26 protein-coding genes are annotated in these 24,054 nt (G+C 53.4%); 8 read left to right on the top strand and 18 right to left on the bottom strand.

The window, feature by feature from the left end:
- Nucleotides 1-6 precede the first annotated feature (6 nt).
- A complete protein-coding gene (locus ACT53G_RS00285) occupies nt 7-645 on the bottom strand; it encodes a response regulator (RefSeq protein ID WP_194747364.1) in 639 nt (212 codons plus the stop codon).
- Nucleotides 642-2,021 carry an ATP-binding protein gene (locus tag ACT53G_RS00280; protein ID WP_476168381.1) on the bottom strand — a complete coding sequence of 460 codons (1,380 nt, stop codon included), beginning with the start codon at nt 2,019-2,021 and terminating at the stop codon, nt 642-644. The genes ACT53G_RS00285 and ACT53G_RS00280 overlap by 4 nt, the downstream gene beginning before the upstream one ends.
- Before the next feature lie 434 nt (nt 2,022-2,455).
- Between ACT53G_RS00280 and ACT53G_RS00275 the strand changes: the two genes are divergently transcribed.
- The 3 genes from ACT53G_RS00275 to ACT53G_RS00265 all read left to right on the top strand — a co-directional run bounded on the left by ACT53G_RS00275 (nt 2,456) and on the right by ACT53G_RS00265 (nt 4,250).
- Entirely contained in the window at nt 2,456-2,893 is a 438-nt protein-coding gene (locus ACT53G_RS00275; protein ID WP_476168380.1) for a hypothetical protein, read from the top strand.
- Between the two features lie 67 nt (nt 2,894-2,960).
- Complete coding sequence (locus ACT53G_RS00270) at nt 2,961-3,668, top strand: hypothetical protein (RefSeq protein ID WP_476168379.1); 708 nt, start codon at nt 2,961-2,963, stop codon at nt 3,666-3,668.
- Between the two features lie 84 nt (nt 3,669-3,752).
- A complete protein-coding gene (locus ACT53G_RS00265) occupies nt 3,753-4,250 on the top strand; it encodes a hypothetical protein (RefSeq protein ID WP_476168378.1) in 498 nt (165 codons plus the stop codon).
- 129 nt (nt 4,251-4,379) lie between these two features.
- Here ACT53G_RS00265 and ACT53G_RS00260 read toward each other — a convergent pair whose 3' ends face one another.
- The 15 genes from ACT53G_RS00260 to ACT53G_RS00190 all read right to left on the bottom strand — a co-directional run bounded on the left by ACT53G_RS00260 (nt 4,380) and on the right by ACT53G_RS00190 (nt 17,704).
- Nucleotides 4,380-5,336: a beta-propeller fold lactonase family protein gene (locus ACT53G_RS00260; RefSeq protein WP_476168377.1), complete on the bottom strand. Its 957-nt coding sequence runs from the start codon at nt 5,334-5,336 to the stop codon at nt 4,380-4,382.
- A 179-nt stretch (nt 5,337-5,515) separates the two neighbouring features.
- Nucleotides 5,516-6,490, bottom strand: a complete 975-nt coding sequence (locus ACT53G_RS00255) for a YncE family protein (protein ID WP_476168376.1) — start codon at nt 6,488-6,490, stop codon at nt 5,516-5,518.
- Between the two features lie 85 nt (nt 6,491-6,575).
- Complete coding sequence (locus ACT53G_RS00250) at nt 6,576-7,010, bottom strand: thioredoxin family protein (RefSeq protein WP_476168375.1); 435 nt, start codon at nt 7,008-7,010, stop codon at nt 6,576-6,578.
- Between the two features lie 9 nt (nt 7,011-7,019).
- Nucleotides 7,020-7,466 (bottom strand): hypothetical protein, encoded by a 447-nt coding sequence (locus tag ACT53G_RS00245; protein WP_476168374.1) that lies wholly within the window; start codon nt 7,464-7,466, stop codon nt 7,020-7,022.
- Between the two features lie 38 nt (nt 7,467-7,504).
- Nucleotides 7,505-8,101 carry an SRPBCC family protein gene (locus tag ACT53G_RS00240; RefSeq protein WP_313983315.1) on the bottom strand — a complete coding sequence of 199 codons (597 nt, stop codon included), beginning with the start codon at nt 8,099-8,101 and terminating at the stop codon, nt 7,505-7,507.
- 6 nt (nt 8,102-8,107) lie between these two features.
- Nucleotides 8,108-9,172, bottom strand: coding sequence for a vWA domain-containing protein (locus tag ACT53G_RS00235; protein ID WP_476168373.1), 1,065 nt, complete (start codon nt 9,170-9,172; stop codon nt 8,108-8,110).
- Entirely contained in the window at nt 9,172-9,789 is a 618-nt protein-coding gene (locus ACT53G_RS00230) for a hypothetical protein (protein WP_476168372.1), read from the bottom strand. The genes ACT53G_RS00235 and ACT53G_RS00230 overlap by 1 nt, the downstream gene beginning before the upstream one ends.
- Nucleotides 9,786-10,817: a vWA domain-containing protein gene (locus ACT53G_RS00225; RefSeq protein WP_338656827.1), complete on the bottom strand. Its 1,032-nt coding sequence runs from the start codon at nt 10,815-10,817 to the stop codon at nt 9,786-9,788. The genes ACT53G_RS00230 and ACT53G_RS00225 overlap by 4 nt, the downstream gene beginning before the upstream one ends.
- A 2-nt stretch (nt 10,818-10,819) precedes the next feature.
- The gene (locus ACT53G_RS00220; RefSeq protein WP_476168371.1) at nt 10,820-11,779 is read right to left on the bottom strand and encodes a hypothetical protein; all 960 of its coding nucleotides are present in this window, start codon (nt 11,777-11,779) and stop codon (nt 10,820-10,822) included.
- Nucleotides 11,776-12,744 (bottom strand): DUF58 domain-containing protein, encoded by a 969-nt coding sequence (locus tag ACT53G_RS00215; RefSeq protein WP_476168370.1) that lies wholly within the window; start codon nt 12,742-12,744, stop codon nt 11,776-11,778. Before ACT53G_RS00215 ends, ACT53G_RS00220 begins: the two co-directional genes overlap by 4 nt.
- Before the next feature lie 61 nt (nt 12,745-12,805).
- Nucleotides 12,806-13,825 carry an AAA family ATPase gene (locus ACT53G_RS00210; protein WP_476168369.1) on the bottom strand — a complete coding sequence of 340 codons (1,020 nt, stop codon included), beginning with the start codon at nt 13,823-13,825 and terminating at the stop codon, nt 12,806-12,808.
- A gap of 129 nt (nt 13,826-13,954) precedes the next feature.
- Entirely contained in the window at nt 13,955-14,230 is a 276-nt protein-coding gene (locus tag ACT53G_RS00205) for a methanol dehydrogenase [cytochrome c] subunit (RefSeq protein ID WP_194747393.1), read from the bottom strand.
- 84 nt (nt 14,231-14,314) lie between these two features.
- On the bottom strand, nt 14,315-14,929 hold the full coding sequence (moxG, locus tag ACT53G_RS00200) for a cytochrome c(L), periplasmic (protein WP_275357161.1): 615 nt from the start codon (nt 14,927-14,929) through the stop codon (nt 14,315-14,317).
- Between the two features lie 37 nt (nt 14,930-14,966).
- Entirely contained in the window at nt 14,967-15,809 is an 843-nt protein-coding gene (gene moxJ / locus ACT53G_RS00195; RefSeq protein ID WP_275357162.1) for a methanol oxidation system protein MoxJ, read from the bottom strand.
- A gap of 98 nt (nt 15,810-15,907) precedes the next feature.
- Complete coding sequence (locus tag ACT53G_RS00190; protein WP_194747397.1) at nt 15,908-17,704, bottom strand: methanol/ethanol family PQQ-dependent dehydrogenase; 1,797 nt, start codon at nt 17,702-17,704, stop codon at nt 15,908-15,910.
- Nucleotides 17,705-17,996: 292 nt separating this feature from the next.
- Here ACT53G_RS00190 and ACT53G_RS00185 point away from each other — a divergent pair, with 292 nt between their 5' ends.
- The 5 genes from ACT53G_RS00185 to ACT53G_RS00165 are packed head-to-tail and all read left to right on the top strand — an operon-like array spanning nt 17,997 to nt 22,524.
- Nucleotides 17,997-19,385 (top strand): sensor histidine kinase, encoded by a 1,389-nt coding sequence (locus tag ACT53G_RS00185; protein ID WP_228518681.1) that lies wholly within the window; start codon nt 17,997-17,999, stop codon nt 19,383-19,385.
- Nucleotides 19,372-19,725 carry a hypothetical protein gene (locus ACT53G_RS00180; RefSeq protein ID WP_275357165.1) on the top strand — a complete coding sequence of 118 codons (354 nt, stop codon included), beginning with the start codon at nt 19,372-19,374 and terminating at the stop codon, nt 19,723-19,725. Before ACT53G_RS00185 ends, ACT53G_RS00180 begins: the two co-directional genes overlap by 14 nt.
- A 15-nt stretch (nt 19,726-19,740) precedes the next feature.
- Nucleotides 19,741-20,373, top strand: a complete 633-nt coding sequence (locus tag ACT53G_RS00175; protein WP_194747401.1) for a response regulator — start codon at nt 19,741-19,743, stop codon at nt 20,371-20,373.
- A gap of 14 nt (nt 20,374-20,387) precedes the next feature.
- Entirely contained in the window at nt 20,388-21,134 is a 747-nt protein-coding gene (locus ACT53G_RS00170) for an ABC transporter permease (RefSeq protein ID WP_194747403.1), read from the top strand.
- Nucleotides 21,127-22,524 (top strand): DUF4350 domain-containing protein, encoded by a 1,398-nt coding sequence (locus tag ACT53G_RS00165; RefSeq protein WP_476168368.1) that lies wholly within the window; start codon nt 21,127-21,129, stop codon nt 22,522-22,524. Before ACT53G_RS00170 ends, ACT53G_RS00165 begins: the two co-directional genes overlap by 8 nt.
- 516 nt (nt 22,525-23,040) lie before the next feature.
- Here ACT53G_RS00165 and ACT53G_RS00160 read toward each other — a convergent pair.
- Nucleotides 23,041-24,000, bottom strand: coding sequence for an EpsD family peptidyl-prolyl cis-trans isomerase (locus tag ACT53G_RS00160; protein WP_476168367.1), 960 nt, complete (start codon nt 23,998-24,000; stop codon nt 23,041-23,043).
- Nucleotides 24,001-24,054: the final 54 nt, after the last annotated feature.

The following is a 24,054-nucleotide window of genomic DNA, read 5'->3' as shown; positions in this document are numbered from 1 at the left end:
CGCTTGTTAGCTCGCATCAATCAGCCCATGTTTCATGGCCAGCCTGACCATTTCTACCGGGCTGTTCACAGAGAGCTTCTGCTTGATCAGGGTGTAGTAATTGGCCACGGTTTTCTGGCTGATTTTCAGCATGTCTGCCACCTCATCCGCCCGTTTGCCCTCGGCCAGCAGCCGGAACACCTCAAACTCTCGTGACGTCAGCTGTTGGAGCGGATTACTGTCGCCCACCAGGGTTTGTAACGCGACTTTCTGCGCCACATCCTGACTTAAAAACGTGCGCCCTTTGGACACATCCAGCACGGCTTGTACCAGGTCCTCAGCCACGCCGGTTTTAGTCACATAGCCTTTCACACCGGTTTTAAGCGCCTGTGCGGCAAACGAAACGGCCTCATGCATAGAGAAAATGACGATCCTGGCTTGCGGGTAGCGCTGCAAAATACGCTTGGCAGCTTCTAGCCCGCCCATGCCTGGCATGGAGATATCCATGAGCATCACGTCAGGCATGACCTCACCATACACCTGATAAGCTTGTTCGCCCGTATCCGCCTCGGCGATAATTTCTATCGACTTGTGGCTTTCAAGCAGACGCCTTAACCCTGACCGCACCACTGTGTGATCATCTACCAACACCACCTTGACTGTCATACCGCTGCTTCCTGAAATGCTTCTGTCATCTGAAAATGGATTTCTATGCGCGTCCCCTGACCAGGCGCCGTATGAATATGCATGCGCCCCATCAAGCCCTCTACCCGCTCTTGCATCCCGGCCAAGCCGTAACCGCGCGTTTGCAACTGCGGATCAAAGCCACGTCCATCATCCTCCACCATCAGGTAAAGGCCGTTGTCCGTCTCCTTCACCTCAATCGTCACCCGTGTCGCAGCGGCGTGCTTGCTGATATTAGTCAAACACTCCTGCAAAATGCGGTACACCGTCACCGACAGCGCTTCATCCGGCTGCGACAAATGGTTAGATATCTGATTCACCACCATAATGCCGCGATTGCGATCGCGCCAGTGATGGATCAACTCCGCCAGCGCCAGGCTCAACCCCAATTCATCCAGCACACGCGGACGTAAGCGCGACAAAATATCCTGTATCGTCACCATCATTTGCCGCGTAATCTGCGCAATCGCCTGCGCACTCTCCCGCGCTGAGCTCAGCTTTTTCGCCGCCACCAGCGCACTCGCATCCACATGCACCGCGGTCAAATACTGGCCGATCTCATCATGCAAATCGCGCGCAAGTTTTTTTCGCTCTTCTTCCTGCAAATGAATAATCTGCTGGGTCAAGCGGTGGTTATTGCGGATGCTTTGTTCAAGCGTGCTCGCCATACTGTTGAACTTGTCGCTAATCTCGCTCAACTCCACTTGCTCAAAGCCCGGCAAGCGGCTCTGGTATTCACCGCGCTCAATCTGGTTCAAGCCATGAATAATCTGCTTAACCGGCTTAAACGTCGCCCGCACCGTCCAATACACAAACAGCAGCACACTCAAGCCAAACAAACTCACAATCGCGAGCAAGCCAGACGTATCATCCCAAATCTCGCGCAACTCAAAACTAGGGTCCGGCGTAATCACCAGCTCCCCAATAAAGCGGCCATTTAAAATAATATTTTTGCGCTTGGGCTCATTCAGCACACTCGAAATATCCAGCAACTTCACAAACCATTTGGGGGGGTCTTCCCCGCTATGTGCCATGCGCGTACTGCGGTTAGATTCGCGCAACCGCCCATTGTTATCGTAAAAATCCACCTTCAAATGGCGGATATTCTTCAACTCATCCAGCCGGAAAATCTGCACCCCTTCTTGCTGGGTATGCTGCAACCAGCCAAAGTCCGTCATGTAATGGGCAATCTCAGCATCCAGCAAATGCATCACCAGATTACTCGTCGACTGCACCTCCGCCAGCACATCTTCACGCGCGTTTTTAACCACTGACACCGCCCACGTCAGCAGCAACCCAAGCAACAACAGGGTAATAATCAGATTGAGTTTGAATTGAAGGCTGAGAGATTTCATCATGCTAGGGGGATTTTAAAGAGTATTCACCAAAAACATTCGGGAATTTTTCCCTATTCATTCATACAGCAAGAAATTATCAAGGCGTGGGGTCACATGGTCGATTGTAACGCCTCACACAAAACCTGCCAGCTACCACAACGGCCTATTTGAACAATTACCTATCACTCAAGGAACGCTAGAAGGACTGGAATTGTTCTCGGCAGACTCGGCTTTTGATGCATATGCCATTAAAAGGTATTAGTTATTGTGTAGAGCTGATATAAGTTGACGCAGTTAAGGTTGTATTTTAGGATGGTCTAACATTTAATAACAGCTTGAAAATGTTAAATAAACCCTGCAAATTTCCACTCAAAAAATACATCAATGACGCAAAGTTTTGCGTCATTTAGGATGCCTACTTTACGCTAGGCGATAAAACTCACAAGGAGATATCAATGAGCGGTGCAAAAATGTGGGTTCGTAATATGTATACCGGTCCCGGCGGTGGGGCATACACTGGTCCGGGCGGCGGCATGTATACAGGCCCTGGTGGTGGAGCATATACAGGTCCCGGCGGTGGCATGTATAGCGGCCCCGGCGGTGGTGCTTACACTGGCCCGGGCGGCGGACTTTACACTGGCCCAGGCGGTGGCGCCTATACCGGACCGGGCGGTGGTTGCTACACGGGTCCAGGGGGTGGCCTCTATTCGGGCCCGGGTGGTGGCCTTTATTCTGGTCCGGGCGGTGGCATGTACACCGGGCCAGACTCAAATCCATTTATGGCCATCTTTCCTCCATGGCCTCAGTTTGCCCAAGAGCTTCGAAGTATGGGAATGGAACACGAGGCAAATTTAATATTTGAGGCATTGGCAAGCATTGGCTATCGCGCCTAACAATGCGCTCGTGTGAGACGCTTAAGCGTTATGCGCCCCCGAAAAATTCACCAGACGAACTTGATAAATGACAGAAGCCCCCCTCGATCAGAAGATGAACAACTGTAGCCACCTCCGGCTTCATTATTGGATTGTTTCCTTTCTATATGTAGCCTGCCTCCTGATTGCGTACAAAATCCTTTCCCTTCCAGTGGCAACAAAAGATTTGGTCACACTTCTATCATCAGGAGCAATTCTTGCCACCTTTGGGTCTGCTGTGGGGGCAATAGGGCAGATTTGGCAAAATGACTTATTAGAGCGGGTACGGCTAAACGTAGATATTCTTTATAAAGACATAATTAAGCAAAATACCCCTTGGAGAAGATGGCCGTTCCTACCACGTTCTGGAAGAAGAAAATTACTTGATGGCAACTCGCATCATTTGACGTTAAGCAACCCAGAGGTTCCTCTTGATGTTGGAACTCATGTCCTAAAAGTGGATTTGCCTACAGTACTTGAAGACTTCTTTGATTTGCCATTGTTCAAAAATTATTGGCCGCTGTTCCGATTCAGAAATTCTGCGCATACTGTGCTTGGTAGAAGGCCCAAGGGCGAAAAAAATCCTGCGACAGGTCTTGAATCCTCTGATGAATATATGGCTTACGAATGTATGTTCGATATTTGGAAAGCTATTTTAAAATTCCGAATCGCACGATACGTTGTCCATTTTGGCTCTGGCTTAACTATTTCTGGTGCAGTTATGGCGGGCTTTTATATTGCCGTGCAATACGCATAACATGCCGCTCAACCTCGCTCCCTTCGGTCGCTGGATTCTGCACGATAGAGCCGCGCAGCGCCGGTTAGCTCTACGTTGAGCGTCATGAATCCAATCCTCTGGCTCGAGCAAAATGCTCCTGGTTTTGACGTGTTATCACAGCAAGAGCGAGATGCTATTTCCCACTTTGCGCTACTTTGGAGCTTTTTTGAGGCACGTGCTCTCTCAACACGTGGTTCTTCCCACGCAATTCTCGCACTTACTCATGAGTGGTTAGCGCAAGGTCGCCTCGCTACCGCACCGTTTTCTGAAAGCCTTCAGTACTTTAAAGAACGGTACTACGCAAACGGTGTGGAAACCGACCATTTGCACGGCCTAAATCTTCGACCAAACGATTGCCGAGATTTAGTTCACGCTGTACTAAAGGGCGAAAACACCGACTCTGCTGATTGCGTTGCCGCGCTTCTTATTGTTGTCTATCGGCTTCGGAACAACCTTTTTCACGGCGCAAAGTGGGCATATGGAATTCAGGGGCAGTTGACCAACTTCACTCATGCCAATACCACACTCATTAATGCACTTTCGATTGTGGAGCTCCCGTGAAAATGCCCAACCCATCCATCAAGCGGAACGCGCTAAAGCGCGCCCCTTATGTCAAACGTTAGTCAGATAGCGTAGACAACTCTTTGCCCACCCTACAGACTTCCCTCTTACAACAATCGCCTATCCAACTTAATGAATCACCACGCCCCAAGGCAAATTCCCCACTGCAATATCCTTAAGCTTGGCATTGGTTTGGGTATCAATCACTGAGACATTATTGCTACGGCCGTTGGCGACATAGAGTTTTTTACCATCCGGCGTGAGAGCCATATTCCAAGGGCGTTGGCCGACAGGGATGGTGGCGATGACTTCGCGGGTGGCGGTATCGATCACGCTGAGGTTGTGATCGCCGCCGTTGCTAACGTAAATGCGGCTGCCATCGGCATTGACCTTAACGCCGTTGGAGCGCAGGCCGACCTTGATATTGGCTTGCACTTTCCAGTCGGCGGTGGAGACAATCTCTAGCAGGCTGGCGGCTTCATTTGCGACATAAGCCCATTTACCATCGGGGCTAAAACCGACGCCGCGCGGGTGTTTGGTGGATGCGATCAGGTGTTCTGACTTGAGCGTGTTGAGGTTAATCACATCGACATTGTTGCTTTCTTCATTGCTGGCAAGCAGCCATTGCTGGTCGGGTGAAAACACGCAATGCTCGGGGTTTTTGCCCTGGGTTTTGATGGTGTGTTTGAGCTTGTTGGTTTGCAGGTCTACCAGCGAGACCGCGTTTTCTTCTTCCAGGCAGGCGGCCAGCAACTTGCCGTCGGGTGAAATATCAATGCCTTCTGGTTCGTCGCCGACTTTGATCAGGGCAGTTTGTTTGCCGAGCTTGGTGTCTACCACCGAGACGGCGTTTTTATCACGCACGACGACGTAGAGTTTTTGGTTACTAGGGTGTATGGCGGCAGCCTGCACCTTTTTGCCGAGCTTGCCTTTGTTGGGCAGGGTGTTGATGACTTCGTCGGTGCTGGTATCAATCACCGAGACCGTGCCGTCTTTTTCGTTGGGGACATAAGCGAGCGGTTGGGCGCTGAGAGTGAGGCTGGCTAGCAGGCCTGCGGTGAGGGTCAACAATCGAGCGTATTGCATAGAGCATCCTTAAAAAAAGTCGGCCAGTTGCTGCAACAACTGGCCAGAACATGGAGATATACTTTATGCAAATCAATTAAATTTGAAATTTAAATGACCATTGCATATTAAGCACTTAAAATCCTTGGCAATAGCGTCATGCTTCCCGATTTAACCGGGATAAACTCCCGACGCTATACTCATTCGTCAGCCTCAAACACAAATCCACCGAAGGCGCGCGGCTGTGCCCCAACCTTGACCTGTCGCGGCGAGTCCAGCCGCTGCCCATCAATAATGGCCACGACGTTGTCCATCCAACTGGTGACCACCAGCTGCTGTTGCTGGCGGTCAAAAGCAATGCCTTCGGGCGTGCCGGGGACGCGAATTTTAGCTAGCGGCCGCTGGCTGGCCAGATCGATCACGCTGACGCTATCTTCGCCGGTGTTGGTGACGAACAAGCGCTGCCCTTGCGGGTCTGTGGTCACACAGTAAGGGTGCCGCCCCACGCTAAGCGTGGCCACCACGCGCTGGTCATGCGTGTCTATCACACTCACTGAGTTTGAGTACACATTCACCACATACAGCTGCTTGCCATCGGGGCTCAGCCCGAAACCAAACGGGTGCTCGCCCACTTTAATTCTGCGCAGTTCTTTGTTCGCGCGCGTGTCCACCACGCTCACATCATTACTGTCGCGATTCGCCACGTAGAGCGTCTGGCCATCGCGACTTAACTGCAAGCCGCCTGGTGCCTGCCCCACCTCTATGCTCGCCAGCACTTGCCCGTGCACGGGCTCAACCACCAGCAAACTATGGTGATACCAGTCAGCCACATATAAACGGTTACCGGCCTGATTCACGGCCAGTCCGACCGGGGCAATCGGCAGCGCGAGGGTCTGCACCACTTGCTGCCGCGTGATGTCTATCACCGAGATTGAACGGCCATCGACATTGCTCACGTACACTTTTTTCTGTTGAGGATGAATAGCGACGCCGACCGGCGATTGACCGACCACGATGGTTTTGATCACCTGCAGTTGGCGCAGGTCTACGACCGAAACCGTGTGCTCTCCCTGATTGGTGATATAGGCGAACTCTGCCGCGGATGCGCCCAGCGTAAAACAAAGACTGAGCGTAACCGACAACGCTTTCAAGCGCAGGCGCCAGCACGCGCTCACATCAATCGTCCTCATACAAGCGTTACGATAGCGCGATGTGAGCCGTAAGGATTGAGACCTGTTCCCGCAAAGGGTCAGGAATTTTTCATGCAATAGCAGAGGCGCTCTGTTGCGAGAAATGTGCGTTGATGGCGCGCATATCCAGCGCTTGCCACATTTGCAGGTGGTGCTGCAGCTCATGCGCCTGCATGGCGCCCCTGACCATATCAATGATGACGCGATCACGCACCGTCATGAGTGCAGGCACTTGTGTCACCTGGAAATTGGCGACCAGATCGGTGGCGACATCAACATCGGCTACCGCAAACGCGACTTGTGGATGCTGGGCGGCAACCGCTGCCAGGACGGGGGCAAAGTGCTGGCAAGGCTCACACCATTCGGCCGTGAACAATACCACGGCGAGCGGATGCGCCTGCACCCACGCATTGAATTGCGCCTGGCTTGCCAGTGTCTGCACCACGGCAGCGGCTTGAGTAGATGCCAGATTGGATTGCGGATCTGAAGGGTTGGTTGTTTGCATAGGTGATTCCTAAGGATGCGCCTGCTCGGGCAGGCGTTTAATGGTACTGAGTGTCCAGTGTTGCGGGCCAGCGATGCTTTGTGAGCACCCCAACTCCTGGCTGGGGTGTTCGGCAGTGAGTTGATGGCGGGTATGGTCTGCGGTCTGTACCTGCATAAACCAGCGGTCCACCCACACCTCCAGTCCGGCCGGGGCAGCGTGCTGGCCGCTGTCAGTCAGGGCCAGCGTGATCAGTTTGCCGCCATGCGCCAGGCACAAAGAATCATCCGTCTCTTCGAGCATCACCCATGCCGCTTCACTGCTGGCAGTGCCCTCTTCCGCACTTGCGGGCAGACTGGCTGCGGCCAGTAAACCCGCAGTTGCCAACCAGGCCCAGGCGGTCGAGGCAAGCTGTGCCGCTACAGATCCAGTGAAACAGGACGCCCCACCCAAGAATAAGTGTTTATTCACAGTCATAAGCGATTGCCGGGGGATGCATCATCAATGCGCTAAGCTCAAGCACACAGGCTGGAACCCATGCGTTTAAACAAAGGGCGCAAACTGGCGCAGAGTTTTTGGCGCCAACCCTGGCTGTTTGCCGCAGCATTCTGGCGGCCTTCTTTCAAGCCTTGCAAACCGGCTTTGACAAAGGCGTCCACCGCATTTTTGGCGGATTCATCATCCTGGCCTGCAGGGGGCTCGTTGCCGGTAAAGGCGCGATAGTAACGCGCTGTCCAGCTCACTTTTGCATTGCTGCCATCGGCAGCGACTTTGATTTTGCCGTTCAAAGAGCTCACAGGCAGCGCTTCCAGGTCAATATCACCAGATAAGCGATAAGACACTGTCATATCCGCGGCAGACACTTCATCGATTTCCTGCAACAACTGCTTGCCATTTTTCAGCGTCAGTTTTTGCTGGGTATCGTTCACTGGCTCGCAAGCCGTGACTTGCGGATGCCATTGCGCCAGACTGCATGGGCTGCTGACACGTTTCCATACCGCGTCAGCCGATGCGTTAACCTGAATGGATTCATCCGTTTTTTGCGGCGTAGGCCCGTGTGCCCAAGCTTGCACACTTAACAACATCATCATTCCGCATAAAGACCACTTCATAAAACACTACTCCTTCTTGAAAAATCGTTTAAACATTTGTCGCATGCCAAGCAGCCAGGGGCTATCGGCAAACGTCAGCCCCATAAACATGAGCCACAATAGGCAGGCAGGCACTGCCAGCCAGGGCCGCAAATCCGTCTTGGCCCAGCGCCAGGCCGTCATGCCCAAGCCGGTCGCCCAGTCACCACTTTGTGCCACATGCTCCAGCCTGGCGTAATGCAAACCGGTCTCTACCGACAGACGCTGCAAGTTTTTTTCATCCAGCGCAGATAAATGGGCATTACTTAACAGTTCGTTCCCTGGCCCATGTCCGGAATTGCGGTCATGCTGCCCCTGCTCCATGGCCAGCACTGACAGCGTTTCGGCCATGCCAAAGTTGCCAAACCGTTGAACCTCTTCCTGCTCCCAATAGCCGGCTACGGCATTTTTCTCGTCCAGTTTGGGGATCTTGCTCGGTGTGGGTTTGCCCATGCCCACCAGGTAGCCTTGTACCTCACCAGGTTTGCCTGCAAATTTGGGCATGTATTGCGGATTGGCCGGCGGCGCTTGCTGGCCATCGGTAAAAAACAGCACGCGCACCTGTTTGCCCAACAACGGCGCTTGTTCCAGCGCGTGATAGAGGCCATGGGCGATAAACGAATCTGCGGCCCAGGCCATGCGCCAATCCATGCTGGCCACGGTATGATCCAGCGCGGCAAAATGGCTGCAAACCTCCACCGGCTTCACCACATTAACCGTATTGCGCTCGGTAAACATGCCCAGTGCCACGCGTGAGCCACAGGGCAACACAGACAGGGTTTTGCGTATGCTTTGCTTGGCCATCTCCAGGCGGCTGATGCTTTTCCCATTCAGCTGATAGTCGGGCACATTCATGCTTTGTGTGATATCCACCACAAAGTACCAGTCATACACACGGTTGGGTAAACTCAGTTGCGGATGAAAGAGCGTGAGCGTGAGCAACAGCGCAATCAGCCACAAACATCGCTTTCGCCAGACAAGCCCGGGCGTCACCTGCGCGTTTTCAGGGCTGCCAACGAGCAAAGCCCTGAGTTGTTTAAACCAAGCCATCATCAGGGCATGCCTCTCGGATTGCCAGGCATCGCAGGCCAGCCACTGGGTTGCTCTTCCGCTTTAATCTGCTCATCTTCGTACTGTTGCGGCCCATTCATGCCATGCGTGGTCGGCGCCAGCCTCAGGGCGAGATGGTAGTTGTACTTCACCTCTGACCAGTCAGGCTCGATACGCAAGGCTTTCTGGTAACTCTCTTTGGCCAGGGCGACCAATGGCCCCGCCTCATCCCAGGCAGGCAGGCCACGTTGTTCGAGCAAGCGGATTGCCGTGCGCAAATAGACATTGCCCGAGTTGAAATAGGCCTGCTTGCGCAAGGGTTGGCTATCGGTGGTGCGGGCAATCACGGCGGCATACTGCGCCAGCGCCTGATCAGATTTGAGTTGATCGTCATAAAACACTGCATTGGCAAATAAGGCCGGCGGTGTCTGGTCAGCCCCCAGCAAGGTAGAACGGATCAGCACATGCGGCGCCAGGCTGTGTCTGTACACTGCAGACTGATAGAGCTCCACGCCCTGACGCGCCAGCATCACTAGTGATAGCACCACCAGCAGCGCAGCCCACAGCCCGCCGCGACGTAAATGATTGATCCATTGCCTTCTTATGTTGGGATGACTCATGTTTGCCACCGTGTTAACTCCAGTTGTACCATCGCGATTAATAGCAAGGCTGCCAGCCAGGCCAGACCATAGGCGTATTGACTCAAGTCTTGTCGTGCAATCGGTTCCAGGTAACGGGTTGGTTTGTTTTTAAGCTTGGCGATATCGCGCACGGCCGCCATCACCGCCTGCGGATTTTCTGCCTCATACACGTGATAAGGCACATTGAGCGTCTGGAAATAGTCATGCAAGGCCACCTCTGGATAGGCGTCAATATTCTCGCCTTCGGCCAGGCTTTGCTTGATGGTGACGCCGTTTTCAGAGCGCAGGTAAATCCAGTACAAAGAGGCCTGTTGCCGCATAAACATGGCACGCAACATGTCCTGGGTTTTGCCATCCAGGTGTGCACCGCCATCAGAGACCAGCACAATCGCACGCGCCCCGGTCACCGGCTGGTCAGCAAAATAATCGAGCGCCATGCCGAGTCCGCGCGCGACCGCCGTAAAACCCATGCCACCGGCTTCGGTCGCTTCCAGCGCGGCTTGCACAAACGCCCGGTCATTCCCCAAAGGCGCCGCCAGAATCGGTGAGGTACTAAAGGTCACCATGCCCATCAGGTCTTCATGGCCCTGCTTGACCAATGACTTCAACACCTCACGCGCGGCCTGCATTTTCGGTTGCCGCGCCTGAGCATCGCCCTTGTTCACAAACGGCTCGTTCATGCTGGCGCTGCGGTCCAGCACAATCATCACATGCGCACCGCGCCCAATTTTTTCGATGGATTGCGATTTTAGAAACGGGCCACTCAGCGCAATGGCCAGTGCCAGCAGCAAAGTACTTAAACTGATTTTCCAGGCACGTTCCAGCCAGACAGAGAGCGGGTCTTCGGGCAACCCTTGCAAGGCCGGATGCTTGAAATGCCGTTGACCACGCATGCACCAGGGCAATACGGTCAATGGCAATAACAGCAAGGGCCACACCTGTGTCAGCCCCCATGACTCCCCCAAGCCGCTCCAGGTGATGACGGATTGCCCCCAGGCCTGCCACATGCTTAAGCGACCTCCAGTTGACTCAAGTCTTTGGCTAATTGTGTCAGCAAAGCGATCGAAGACGTCACAGCTCGGCCAGCAAAAAACGCCTGCTGCACATCCGCGTAAAAGGCCTCAAGTGCAGGCGCATAGGCCTGTAGCCTGGGTTGCCGCTGCATTAACTGTGGCAGATTTTCAGCGGTCACTGCCTGCCCGGCAAATTGATCCATGGCCCGCACCAGCAAGCGCATGGCCTGCAAACTATCCGAGGCCGCCTCGCCCCTGAGTTTGCGTATCTGGCGCCAGGCCTGCCGGAAGGGCATGTGTTTTTCTTGTGGCAAGGTGATCCAGCCGGCCACCCAGGCCAGGTAAAGCAATGCCAGTACAAGCGCACTGCCCCAACCTGCCAGTGACCACAGTTGTGGCGCGAGCGGCCAGCTAGGCATGGGCGCATCCGGATAAAGCTTGACGTGCTCGGCATCAATCCGCGCAGGCAGCAAACTCGACACAATGACCTTGTCTGGCGGCACATCAACGGTCAACCGTTGTTGAGCGCAGCTGGACTGATCGCAGGTGAATTCAAGATGCAGTTTTTTTAAGGGCAGGATTTTAACCGTGTCGCCGGCAACAAAAATTTGCCAGTCTATCTGCAGGTTAATCACGCGCTCATTCGCCAGGTCCTCATGTTGCCAATGGGCATCGCGCAGCTCGATGGCCTCATTTTGTGCCGGGGCAGGCAAACTGGCCGGATCCAGCACAAAACCAGGCGGGACATGAATCTTGAGATGCTGTGTTGCAATGCTGCCCAACGTGTAATCTGCCTCACGCGTGGCACTTTCTACGCGTATGCTGGCGTGCGTGCTTGCTGTGGTGCTGGCGGCATATGCCAGCGTAGTGGCCGCCAGCAGATACCCTGCAAAAAATGTCGCCAGCCAGCGCGTAAACTGCATCGTGCCCGCAAACCGGTTGCTTGTGATACTCATGCCATCGTCTCCATCAAGTGTCGGCTCACGTCTTCCGCACGCCAATCCGGGGCTAGCCACAAAGGGGATCTGGCACCCGCCTTGACCAAGGCAAGATTGAGCGACTGCTTTTGCTGCGCGGCATCCGCGGCGATCTGTGCGCGCAACTTGCGCCGCAATAGCCAGCTGCGCTCCTGCCCGGTTTCCATATCGCGTAATCGCGCCCAGCCGAACGCCGGCAATGCCTCAAACGCCGAGGCATCGCGCAACACGACAGGCACTACATCATGCGGCTGTGCGGCACGCATGGTGGCTTGCAATAATGCCTCGGGCCAGAAAAAATCAGAGATGAGGAATACCAGCGCACGCCGTGGACCGATGGCCTCTATCGCAGCAGGAAGGGCGCTGGCCGTGTGGCCGTGATCAGCACCCGAACTACGCGCCTGCTGCCAATAGTCATTGAGCAGCCCATGTACTTGCTGCGCTGTGCCAGGCTGAAAACTGGGCAGGCGTTGTAAACTGCCTGGTAAATGGTCGCTGGCAGCGTGCATGCCGAAGCCATCGCCCTGGCGCGTCACCGACCACGCGAGCGACGCGACAAAACGGGTCAGGCGCTGCTGCAAGTCTTGGGCAGAACGGCCCTGAAAAAATAAGGAGCTGGAAACATCCACAATGGCATAGACATGAATGGCAGCACGTTCAAGATAGGTCCTGACCAGCCATTGCTGTGGCTGCGTGCGCACACTGGCCCGAATATCAATCCGTTTGGGATCCGGGCAAGCCAGTAAAGAAGCATAGCCAGCGAAGTCAGTACCGTTGCCATGATGCTTGGTGAGCGTCGCGCCCGCGTGATAGCTGTGTGCCCGCCATGGCACCGGATAAAAGAACTGGTGCGGCTCGAAGGCGGCTTGTACGGACGCCACCGAGGGCGGTTGTATAGGCCCCTGCCCGGTCTGTTGCGCCATTGCGTTGCTTGCAGCTACCATGCTTCACTCACATCCATACACACACATCGGTCTGCATCATGACTTGAACCTGCAGCACCGCTTAGGGCGCAGAGACTTTATCCAGCACGGCTTGCAGCAATTGCGGGGCAATCCGCTCATGCTGCAAGGCATAGGCGCCGCTCAAAAACACGCGGTGCGTCACCACATACGACCAGACGGCGCGGATATCATCCGGGGTGAGATAATCGCGGCCTTCGAGCCAGGCACGCGTACGCGCACTGCGCATCAACATGGCCATGCCCCGTGGGCTGGCACCACCGGCCAGCAAGCGGCTCATATCCACCTCGGGCAGGCTAATGCCTGCGGCCAGCGGATCCTTGAGCACGCGCCAAAGCTCTACCGCATACTCCTGCAAGGCCAACTCTGCACGCACGGTGCTTTGCACCTGCGCAGCCAGCGCATTCAGTTGATCGTAGGGGGTGAGGCCTGACGGCAACTGGCCGACCAGTGCATCGACATCATAAAAGCGGGTATCAAACATCAGCGCCCGTTGCAGCTCACGTGCATCCGGCGCCTTCACCGAAATTTCCATCAGGAAACGGTCACGTGCCGCCGCAGGGATCTCAAACGTCTCTTCACGCTCCAGCCGGTTACGGTCAGCAAACACGGTCAGGTGCGGAAAATGATATTCACGGTTAAAGGCATTGACCGAGCGCTCAGCCATCAGGCGCAGAAACAAGGCGTGGGCCTGTGGTCTGGCACGGTTGATTTCGTTAAAGAAGAACACCGAGAGCGCGTCTTCATGTTGCAACAGTGGCCCCGGCTTGACTGCAGCCTGCCCCTGCTCGTTGATATAGGCATGGTACAAAAAGTCACTCGGCATGAGATCAATCGCGCCCTCAATGCGCTGATAGCCGCCGCCCAGCAATTGCGCTGCCGCGCGCAACAGCGTGGTTTTACCCACGCCGACGTCGCCTTCCAGCAGCACGTGGCCACGTGAAAAAATCGCAATCGTGAGCGCCCTGACTTGCTCAGGCATGCCAACAACCACACTGTTTAATGCTTGCTCGAACGCCAGCGCACCTTCACGCCATGCGGCCAAATCCATTTGTTTTTCCATACACCATCCATGATTCAGAATGAAACAGGCCACTATCGACTGCGCACAATCGACACCGGTATGTCACATGCAAACGGGGGACGAAACTGACACCGGAAACGATGTCAGTCTCCTGGGGGGAATTTAAGATTACTTCACGTCAAATACGAAGTTGCCGCTGGATTTGGCGTTTGCAATGCGTTTTGCATTACGTGCATCCATGGCTTTGATGGCTTCCTCTTGTTTGTTGAGTTCCACCGGATCATGTTTTGGGTCGTATTTGGAACCCGCAATTTTTTCCGGATAGCCGGGTTTGGCTTCCCAGCAGTTACCTGGCTCTTTACAATTTTGACCATCGTAAGCCAGAGCCTGATTGGACACTGCCAACACACCAGCCACGGCCAGTAATGTCATTACGTGTTTCATCACATTTCTCCTTAATCACAAATTAGCTGGTGTATTTTTTTCAATTATCAGAGGGCCCACCAGCCTAACCCTCTGGTAAGTCGTTTAACCGTGAGGCGTTGCCGCGCCACCGTTTTTAAGGTTCTCTTCCTCCTGGTGACGAATCCAGGCGATGATATGAATAATTTCATCCACTTGCAGACGGCCCTGTTGTGGCCCCATCATGCCGTTCGCCCCACCATAAATGGTTTCAAAGATGCCCTTGTCGGTTTGATTTTTAGGATAAGTCCAGTATTCATCTGCCAGCGCCGGACCTAACTTGCCCTCAGCCAGGTGACCATGGCAACCAGAACAGGCGGTTGAGAAAATCGTATAGCCTTTTTTGATCGCTTCAGGATCGGAGCGGTAGGGGTTTTCACCGGTGGCTAAAAAATGCTTGGCTTCAGGGGTAAAGGTCTCACCGTCCATCGGTGCGATCTCCAGCACATCCCCCGAAATCGTGCCACGAAACTCCAATGGCGGACCATCTTTCAACGCGACATGCACGGCAGTGGCTGGTGTTGCAGGCGCCTCTGCTTTAGCCGCAGAAGGACTCGCAGCAGATTCATCTTTGGCGCAGGCCACCGTCAGAAAAGCAGCCATGACCAAACCCGTCAGACCCAAAGCCATGGTCAGCGGTTGACGCAGGCGGCGTAAATGCGGTTGTTGAGATTCTTTCAATTCAAACTCCAAAACTTGATTAACAAAATACAGTGACTTAATGCAGACTCAACAGAGGAATGCCTTCATCCTTGAGGATGGCAGTAATCTCTGCGCCATGCGCATCAATGACACGATTCAAAGCATCCACCAGCTCGGGGTGCTGCTTGTTGACGCCCATGACCACGTTGTAGTGCATGGGGATTTTTTCACCGTTGGTTTTCTTGGCGGTATCTTCGACGATCACCATATTCAACGGCACTTCGGAAGCACGCACATAACGCGCAGCTTCTGGCGCCCACAACATCGCCATATGCAAGTGCATATTGGCCACATCATTCACCAGCCGTGACGGCTCGACGTGGATGTAACGGTTGCGGGTGGACTGAAAATTCTGGATTTCAGTAAAGTAGTCAAACATGTCGTCAAAACGGTTGATTTGCAGCAACATGTTTTTACCGGGGCTATCCGGCATGACACCGATACGGAAATTTTTCTCTTTGAGGTAGGGATGATCCCAGGAGGTCACATCAATTTCACGGTCTTTGCGTGTGATAAACACGTAAGCTGAACGATAGTAAGGTTTGGTCGTCAGCACACGCGGATCATTCGGATCGGTGCCAATCAACACATCACATTTACCTGCTTCCATGTCTTTTTGCAGGGTGAGTGGATTGGTCCACCAGAAATAGTTGATTGGCAGATTCATGGCCTTGCCAATCACATTTGCAATCTTGTTTTCAAAGCCCTCTTGCTTGTCATTTGAAAAAGGCAGCTCAGACTTACCAGCACAGACATTGAGCGCATTTGCAGCCACGGCAGGCAACGCCAACAGACTGAATGCCAACGTGAGGCAGGCGCTAACCCAGCCAGCACGGACTCTTTTTACATCAGGAAACATATTTGCTCTCTTCACTCTAGGGCTGAGAACAGGGTGACCGGCCCGTCTTGCGACCGACGGCCACCCTGCACACTACATCAACAGGTTCAGGACTTGAATTACAGGCTGAACACCATCAGGCCACCGCCCATTTGTGTGTGGTTTTGCAGTTCTTTGAACGCACCAACCGCACCCAAACCAGCACTTGGGTCTGTCAGGTCAAACACCAGACCAACGCCTGGCCAGCCACCGACACCGTACATGCTGCCGACGTATTGTTTACCCTTGAAGGAGTAAGTCATTGGAGATCCGATACCACCAGATGGCATCTTGAAGTTCCACAGCTCTTTACCGTCTTTGTTATCCAACGCTTTCAGGTAACCATCCAGTGTTGCGTACCAAACCAGGCCGCCTTTGGTGTACAAAGTACCGCCCCAAGCTGCGAATTTCTCCCACTTGGTCCATTTAGCCTTACCAGTGGTCAGGTCAAATGCACGGATCTGACCCATTTCTTTCTTGGTTGGGCCATTCGGGCCAGGGTACATCGCCAAGGTTGCACCGACGAAGAACTGACCGGCACGGTATGGCAGCATGAACGGCTCCCAATCCATACAAATGTGGTTCAGGCCTGCGTACAAGGTACGGCTTTCTGGGTCGTAAGAGTCAACCCCCTGGTTGTGGAAGCCCATCGCAGATGGACAAATGTTGGTGCCTTTGTGGTCCATACGGGTTGCAAACTCTGGATCACGCACTGGTGTGCCTGATTTCAGGTCCACTTTCTTGAACACGTTCACGGCTGGGTCGACTTTTTCAGCCACGATCAGCTTGCCGTTTTCACGGTTCAGCGTGTACAAGATACCGTTACGGTCAATGTGGCTGAGCAGCGGTGTCATCTTGCCGTCAACCGGTTGGTCAGTCAGTACCATCTGGTTCACACCAGCAAAGTCCCACTCGTCATGAGGTGTCTTTTGGTAACCCCATTTCGCCATTCCGGTGTCGAGGTCACGACCCCAGATAGTCATGGTCCACTTGTTGTCGCCAGGACGCATGGTTTCGTTCCATGGTGCTGGGTTGCCGGAACCGTAGTAGAACAGGTTCAACTTAGGATCGTAAGCATACCAACCCCAGTTAGTACCGCCACCGATTTTCCAGGCATCGCCTTCCCAAGTTTTGAGGCCCAGGCCAAATTGACCGTAGTGTGGGTTTTCTTTGTTGAAGTCTTTTGCCAAACGGATGGACTCGTCAGAACCGGTTGCGAACGCACGCCATTTCAGTTCACCTGTTTTCAGGTCCAGTGCGTTAACCGCACCACGCACACCCAGCTCAGCGCCAGAACAACCGATCAAGACCGTGTCTTTGGCGACAAACGGTGCCTGTGTCAATGTCTGACCGACTTTCGGATCACACATTTCCACTTCCCAGTTCACCTTACCGGTTTTGGCATCCAATGCCAGTACATGGCCATTGGCTTGTTTCTTCACGATTTGACCCGCGCCGTAAGCCAGACCACGGTCTACCACGTCACAGCACATCACTGCTTTGGTAGAAGCATCTTGCTTAGGTTTGTGTTGCCAAACAATTTTGCCTGGATCGTTCAGATTCAAAGCATAAGTGTTGTTTGGGAAAGCGGAGTGGATGTACATCATGTCACCGATGACCAATGGCGCACCTTCGTGACCATTGAGCACACCGGTAGAGAATGACCAGGCTGCTTTTACATTTTTAACGTTGGATTTGTTAATTTGTGCCAGCGGGCTGTTGTGCTGGCTATAATAGCCACCGGTTGCCACAGGCCAAGCCCCTGGGGTGTTCAATGCCTTGTCCAGGTCAGCATCCGCAAATGCCAGACCAGAAACGCTGGCAAACAAGCCTCCAACCAAAGCGCCAACAATGGCACGTGTTGAATTGTTTTTCATACGATCTCCTAATCTCTCAAGAATGAGTTTGATGTGTTGTTGCAGTCACCCCCCCGAATGCTGCACTTCACGACCGAAATTGTTAATAATTTGTAACATTGGCAATAGATGAAACATTCCCTATCATCTATTCAAGAATTCATCATCGCATCACACCCCACAACGGGAATCTTTCACTACAGCCAGCTTAAGGATGTGGTCTATAGTGGCGCACATTCACTTGGCGCAAATTGACCGCCAACACTGTCAATAGCAGATGTGCTCTGCGCTGACTGAGTGGATCTTTCAAGTCATGCATTCATATCATTGGTCTATGCCATTCTTTAGGGTATTTCATCAGCTCGGCCATCTCAGTCGGGCCAGTCGTGACACGCTTATCGTGATCGCAGGCGTGGCCGTCACCTTTGTGCTGTCATCCGCATTCGACCTGGCAGAACGTGTGAACGCCTGGCTACTCACCTATGAATATGCGCAACTAGACGAAGTCCCGCTGACGCTGTTTGTATTGGTGTTGCTCAGTGTGTGGTTCAGTCAGCGCCGCTGGCGTGAGATTCATGCCGAAATCCAGCGCCGCAAACAGACCGAGGCGCGTCTGAGTAGCAGCCAGCAGCTCTATAAAACCCTGTTTGATGGAGATTTGACCGGGAATGTCGTGCTGGACCTGGAAGGCAACATCGGCATGCACAACCGCGCCTTTGAGCGTATTTGCCGCCCGCTGAGCCACAACCGCAATACACGTGAGTTGTTCAGCTTTGACTGGCTGCCATTTATTGTGCAATTGCAACAGCAGCAGGAAATCAATTTCAACAAGCTGCAAATCCGCCGCCCGGATGGCCTGCCGTGTTATGTGAGTGCCCGCTTTGTTTACATGGCGCCCAGCGACAACCAGGCCGCACAAATCCATGGGTATCTGGTAGATATGACCGAGCAATGCCTAGTCGAGCAGGACCTGGAACGTACCCTGAAAGAAAACCGTGTGCTGGCGCGCCATGCCATGCAGGTGCAAGAGCATGAGCGCAAATATATTGCCAGCGAGATTCATGACGAAACCGGGCAATACCTGACGGCAATCCGTATGGATGCACTCACCCTGCAAAAAAGCACGCCGGAGCAGGCGCATGTGATTGCGGTCAGAATCGCCTCCAATACGCAACACGTCCAGCAATCCATCCGCGCCCTGATCAAGCATCTGCGCCCGCCCGCGCTGGACTCACTGGGCCTGGTCGGGGCCATCGAGCGACTGGTGAGTGACTGGAAAAAACTCAATCCGCGCGTGGATTGCCATTTGATGCTGGATACCGGCGAGCATGCCTTAAACGAAGATATCAATATCGTGGCGTTTCGCGTGACGCAAGAGGCGCTGACCAATATTGCACGTCACGCCCAGGCCACCGAAGTCTGGATCGATTTGCAGGTGATCCAGCGTCAGGACAAATGGTGGTTGCAGATTGAAGTACGTGACAATGGCAAAGGCATGGATACTTCACTGGCCACCGAAGGCGTCGGCCTGGTCGGCATGCGCGAACGCATCGAATCCCTGCATGGCAGCTTCAAGCTCATGAGTGGCTTGCAAGCCGGCACCTTGATTACTGGCCTATTGCCCTTGCAGGCACACCCGCAGGCTTTGCCTGCCTCTTCCTTACCCACCAACCCGGGAGTCAATGACTATGCAACATCCTAAATGGCCAGGCCTGATCGTACTGCTGTTCCCTTTTTCGCTCGCAGCCAAAGACCTCAACACGCTAGAGCAGCCCTTCTTGCAGGCTTATAGCGGAAAATCCCGCCAATTTGTCGAAGAGCAACTGGGCAAACCGGTGAAAAAGGAAGTGGCCGTTAAACCCCATAACGCTGACCAGATCCTGCAGGAAAAAGGTCAAGCGACGGCAGGCGAAGGTGACAGCGTTGAAATGTGGTATTACCAGGGCAAGATTCAATATGCGCCAAATAAATATTTCAATACCGCCGAACTCACATTTGCCAACGACAAATGTGTGAACATCACCTTTGCCAACAAGAAGTAAGGAGTCGTACGCGTCATGGCCAAAGTAATGATCGCAGATGACCACGCCATGCTGAGGCAAGGCTTGCGGACCATGCTGGAGCAGGCCAATCACCAGGTCACGCAGGATGCATTGAGTGGCGAAGAAGCCTGCCTGCTGGTGGAAAAAAACCACCCGGACTTGCTGATCCTCGATCTGGACATGCCTGGCATAGGGGGGCTGGAAACGCTCAAACGCATTTTGCACCGCAAGCCGCAGATGCGCGTGTTGATTTTTAGCATGCATGATGACTGCATCTATGCCACGCGCGCGATTCAAGCAGGCGCACGCGGCTATGTGACCAAAACTGAGCCGCCAGAAGTAGTGCTGGAAGCGGTGCAGAAAATCCTCAAGGGCGGCCGCTACATCAATAACGAACTGGCGCAGAGTTTGTCCATGTATCACCTGGAAAGCCAGGAAAACCCGATCCAGAAACTCTCGCCACGCGAGTTTGAGGTGTTCAGACGCATTGCCCAAGGGGAGGCGCTGGCAGCGATTGCCAAGGCCATGCATATTGGCTATAAAACCGTCGCCAACATCCAGACCAGTGTGCGGCAAAAGCTAGGCGTCGAAACCACGGGCCAGCTGGTACATATTGCCGTGCGTTTCGGCATTATCAAGGGCTTGTAAGCGCAGGGTTGCCCATGATACTGATCATTGCCCGCAAAGAATTACGCAGCCTGTTTGCCACACCCATGGGCTGGCTGGTGCTGGCCATCTTTCAGGCCATTGTTGGCACTTATTACAGCCTGAGTTTTAACCAGTATTTCGAGATCATGCAAAGCGCGCATTGGCAGGTGCAGCGTATCGGCCTCACCCAGTTTATGGCGGAAGGTGTGTTTGGTGTGGCAGCCGTGCTGATGCTGTTTGTAGTGCCACTGGTGAGCATGAAGCTGATCAGTGAAGAGCGCAAAAACCAGACCATGGCCTTGCTCATGAGCGCGCCACTCAGCATGACTGAACTGATTCTGGGCAAGCTGCTAGGCATCCTCAGCTATTTGAGTCTGTTAATTCTCAGCATGGTGCTGATGATCGCGCTGCTGCTGCCCTGGGCAGAAATTGACCTGCCCTATCTGCTCACGCATGCGTTTGGCTTATGGTTATTGATGCTAGCCAGCAGTGCACTCGGGCTCTATATTTCTTGCCTGACCGCCAACCCTATCCTGGCAGCATTCTGCAGCCTGACCGCGCTGACTTTTTGGCTGTTGCTGGATAAGTTTTTCAGCGACGACCACCAGGCCCTGTTTCATGATTTTTCACTGATGCAGCATTACCGCCAGTTTGCGCTGGGCATTCTCAATAGCTACGACATTCTGTTTTTTGTCTTGTTTGCCGGCTTTTTTGTGCTGCTGGCGATCCGGCGTTTACATGCGGACCGACTGTATGGCTAATACACCCAAAGACACCTCCACCGTCCCTCCATTAAGCCAGCGCCTTGCCCACTGGTGGCAGCATCAACTGGTGGTGCCTGCGCTGCTAATTGTGGCACTGGGACTGGGCTGGCTGGCCTGGCAGTTTCATGCCACGGCAGATACCACACACAATCATCGCAACACCTTATCTGCCACCAGCCAGCAGGTTCTCAACGACCTGCCGGGGCAGATAGAGATTATCGCGTTTTGCAGCAACAGCCCGTTCAAGGGCCGCTATTTCCGCAAGTCGATTGTGGCGCTGGTGCAGCGCTATCAGCAGCAACACCGCGGCATACATCTGCAATTTATTGATCCGGCCACCGCACCTACGCTGGCCAGAGAGTGGCAGATTAAAAAAGAAGGCGAAATGCTGATCCGCTATGCCGGCCAGCAGCAGCGCCTGTATTTGCCTTACACCGAAGAAGCCTTTACCAATGCCTTACTCAGCCTGCAGCATGGCGAACGCGCCCCGCTGCAATTTCTCGCGGCCCATGCATTGCATGACACGCATGGCACTGGTTTGAGCCAATTGGCACAAGCCCTACAAAATGCAGGCATCCCCGTCTTGACCGGAGACCTGCCAGCCACGCCAGCGAAAACCTTACCAAGTTTGGTCCTGGCCGGGAGCGACAAACCCTACTCGCCTGCACAAATCGCGGCGATTCGCCAACATGTGCAACAGGGCGGCAACCTGGTTTGGCTCACCACCTCGCCACAGGCACAGGGCTTGCAAGCACTGGCACAAGACCTGCGCCTGACCATTAGCCCAGGCATAGTCATTGATCCAGTCAATCGCCAGTTTGATATTCCCCTGCATGATTTAAGTACCCAGCGCTATGGCGCCCGCGGACCGACACAGGAATTTGGCTTGCGCACCTTCTTCAACCAGGCGCACGCGATAGAGCACCAGCGCATCCCGAATGACCCGTGGCAAAGCCTGCCTCTGGTGGCAGCAGCAGAACAAGGCTGGGTAAGCGCAAGCTATCAGCCCGCACATCCAGCGCCCTCCTCCATGACCTTTAATGCCACCAAAGATACGCCCGGCCCGGCCACACTGATGCTGGCGCTGGAAAAACCCCTAGCCTCGGGCAACAAACAACGCATTCTGGTCATCGCGAGCGCAGACTTTTTTTCTAACCAGCAAATCCAGCGCGGCGGCAACCTGGCACTCAGCCTGCAAAGCCTGCAATGGGTCGTGAATAACCAGCCTACCGTCAGCCTGCCCGTGACGCCACTCCGCGATACCGTGATTGCATTACCAACGCAACGTACGTGGCTTATGCTGCTGTTTAACGGTTTCCAGTTTGGGCTGCCATTGGCCTTGCTGCTCGCTGGCGGCTGGGCCTGGCGCAGAAAACAGCGTGCTTGAGGTAAGGTTAAAGGTTAGTGTGTTCAGAGGATTGAGAGGACGCTTGATGGCCGCAAGATCATCACTTTGCTTGAGCTGATGATTGAATCTATTTCATACTGCGGACTGTAAATGAGTGCGCCTTAAGCGTGCTTGACTTCATAGCCTATCAATTGATTTTGTTTAAATTAATTATTAATTGCTACGATCACAATTTGCTGCGACTCAGCAATAAACGAATTACCTTTATCAGGATTAAAAATGCATAAGCAGAACACAAAAAAACAAACCACTTCATGGTCCAGCCATAGTGATGCTTAAGTAAATTCGCTTTCTCGTTGACTGCTATCCTTTGGCAAATAAAGATCTTTGACGCCATTAACTTTGCTTTGCATGCCCGCCTTCTAATTACAAAACTACAAAAGCGGCATTACGGTTTTTGTCTGCATCTGAAAATCCTCCCATAAACAAAAGCCCCGCAAGATGCAGGGCTTTTGTTGATTTGGTAGGTCTGCCGTTCCGTTGGCAAGTCGATGCTTACAAGCCGGACAAACCTTTTTCAATCGCCTGATTATGTGTGGCCTCTGTTGGCGATGTTGGTGCAACCGCTGCAGGTTCTGGTTTGGCTGCCGGGACTGCAGGCGCAGTGGTGTCAGCGTTCAGGGTCATTTTAGAGAAGTCGCCATAAAACTCGACCTTGGCCTCTTTGCGCAAACTCGCAACCTCATTCTTGATCAGTGTTTGCTGTCCAGAGTTGACCAGGAACTGCTGGATCACTGGTTTAGCATTGTCAAAATTGACCGGTTGGCGATCAATTTTGGCCAGATACAGCAAAACCAGCGCTTGTGGGCTTTTGACCACCAAGGTATCACCGGCTTTCAACACGTTAAGCTGCTTGAGCAACTCGAGTGGCAACTGTTCGGCGGCTTTGCGGCTGGCATTCACGTTAAAGACGTATTTATTATCTTGCAACCATTTCGCAATTTCCTCAGGCGTCTTGGCAGCATTAATGCCTGCTTCAATTTCGCTGACGTGTTGCGTGCCATCTTTCACGGCAAACTCCTGGATCACATACACATTACGCTCGCTGAATAATTCAGGATGCGTGTCATAAAACTTCTGGATTTCATCGGCTGAAGGGGTGGCCTGCTTTGCCGCCACTTTTTGCATATAGGCTTGCGCCAGCACTTGCTGCTTGGTGGCCTCTAGCACTTGTAACACATTCGGGTCACGGTCCAGCTTTTCGTCGACAGACTTTTGCTTGAGCAATTCCATGTCTACCATTTGCTGTAACACTTTTTCAGACGCGGCTTTCACTTGCGACTGGTCCAGCTTGCCCAGTTTGGACAAGGCAAAATTCAACTGATGCACAGTAATTTCACTGCCATTCACCTTAGCAACCACCTGGGAGCCGCCTTTACTGGCTTCATCATGTTTGCTGCAACCAGCCATTACCAGCATCAGTGCTGGTACGATCAATGCGATTTTTTTCATCATCACCCTTTAATATTCGCTATTTTTAACTTCTGTTGCGATCACTCGCAACCTGAT

It is taken from the genome of Methylophilus sp. DMC18 (genome assembly GCF_056314005.1).
Note: the sequence above shows the minus strand (reverse complement) of the source record. Positions and strands in the feature narration are given on the sequence as shown.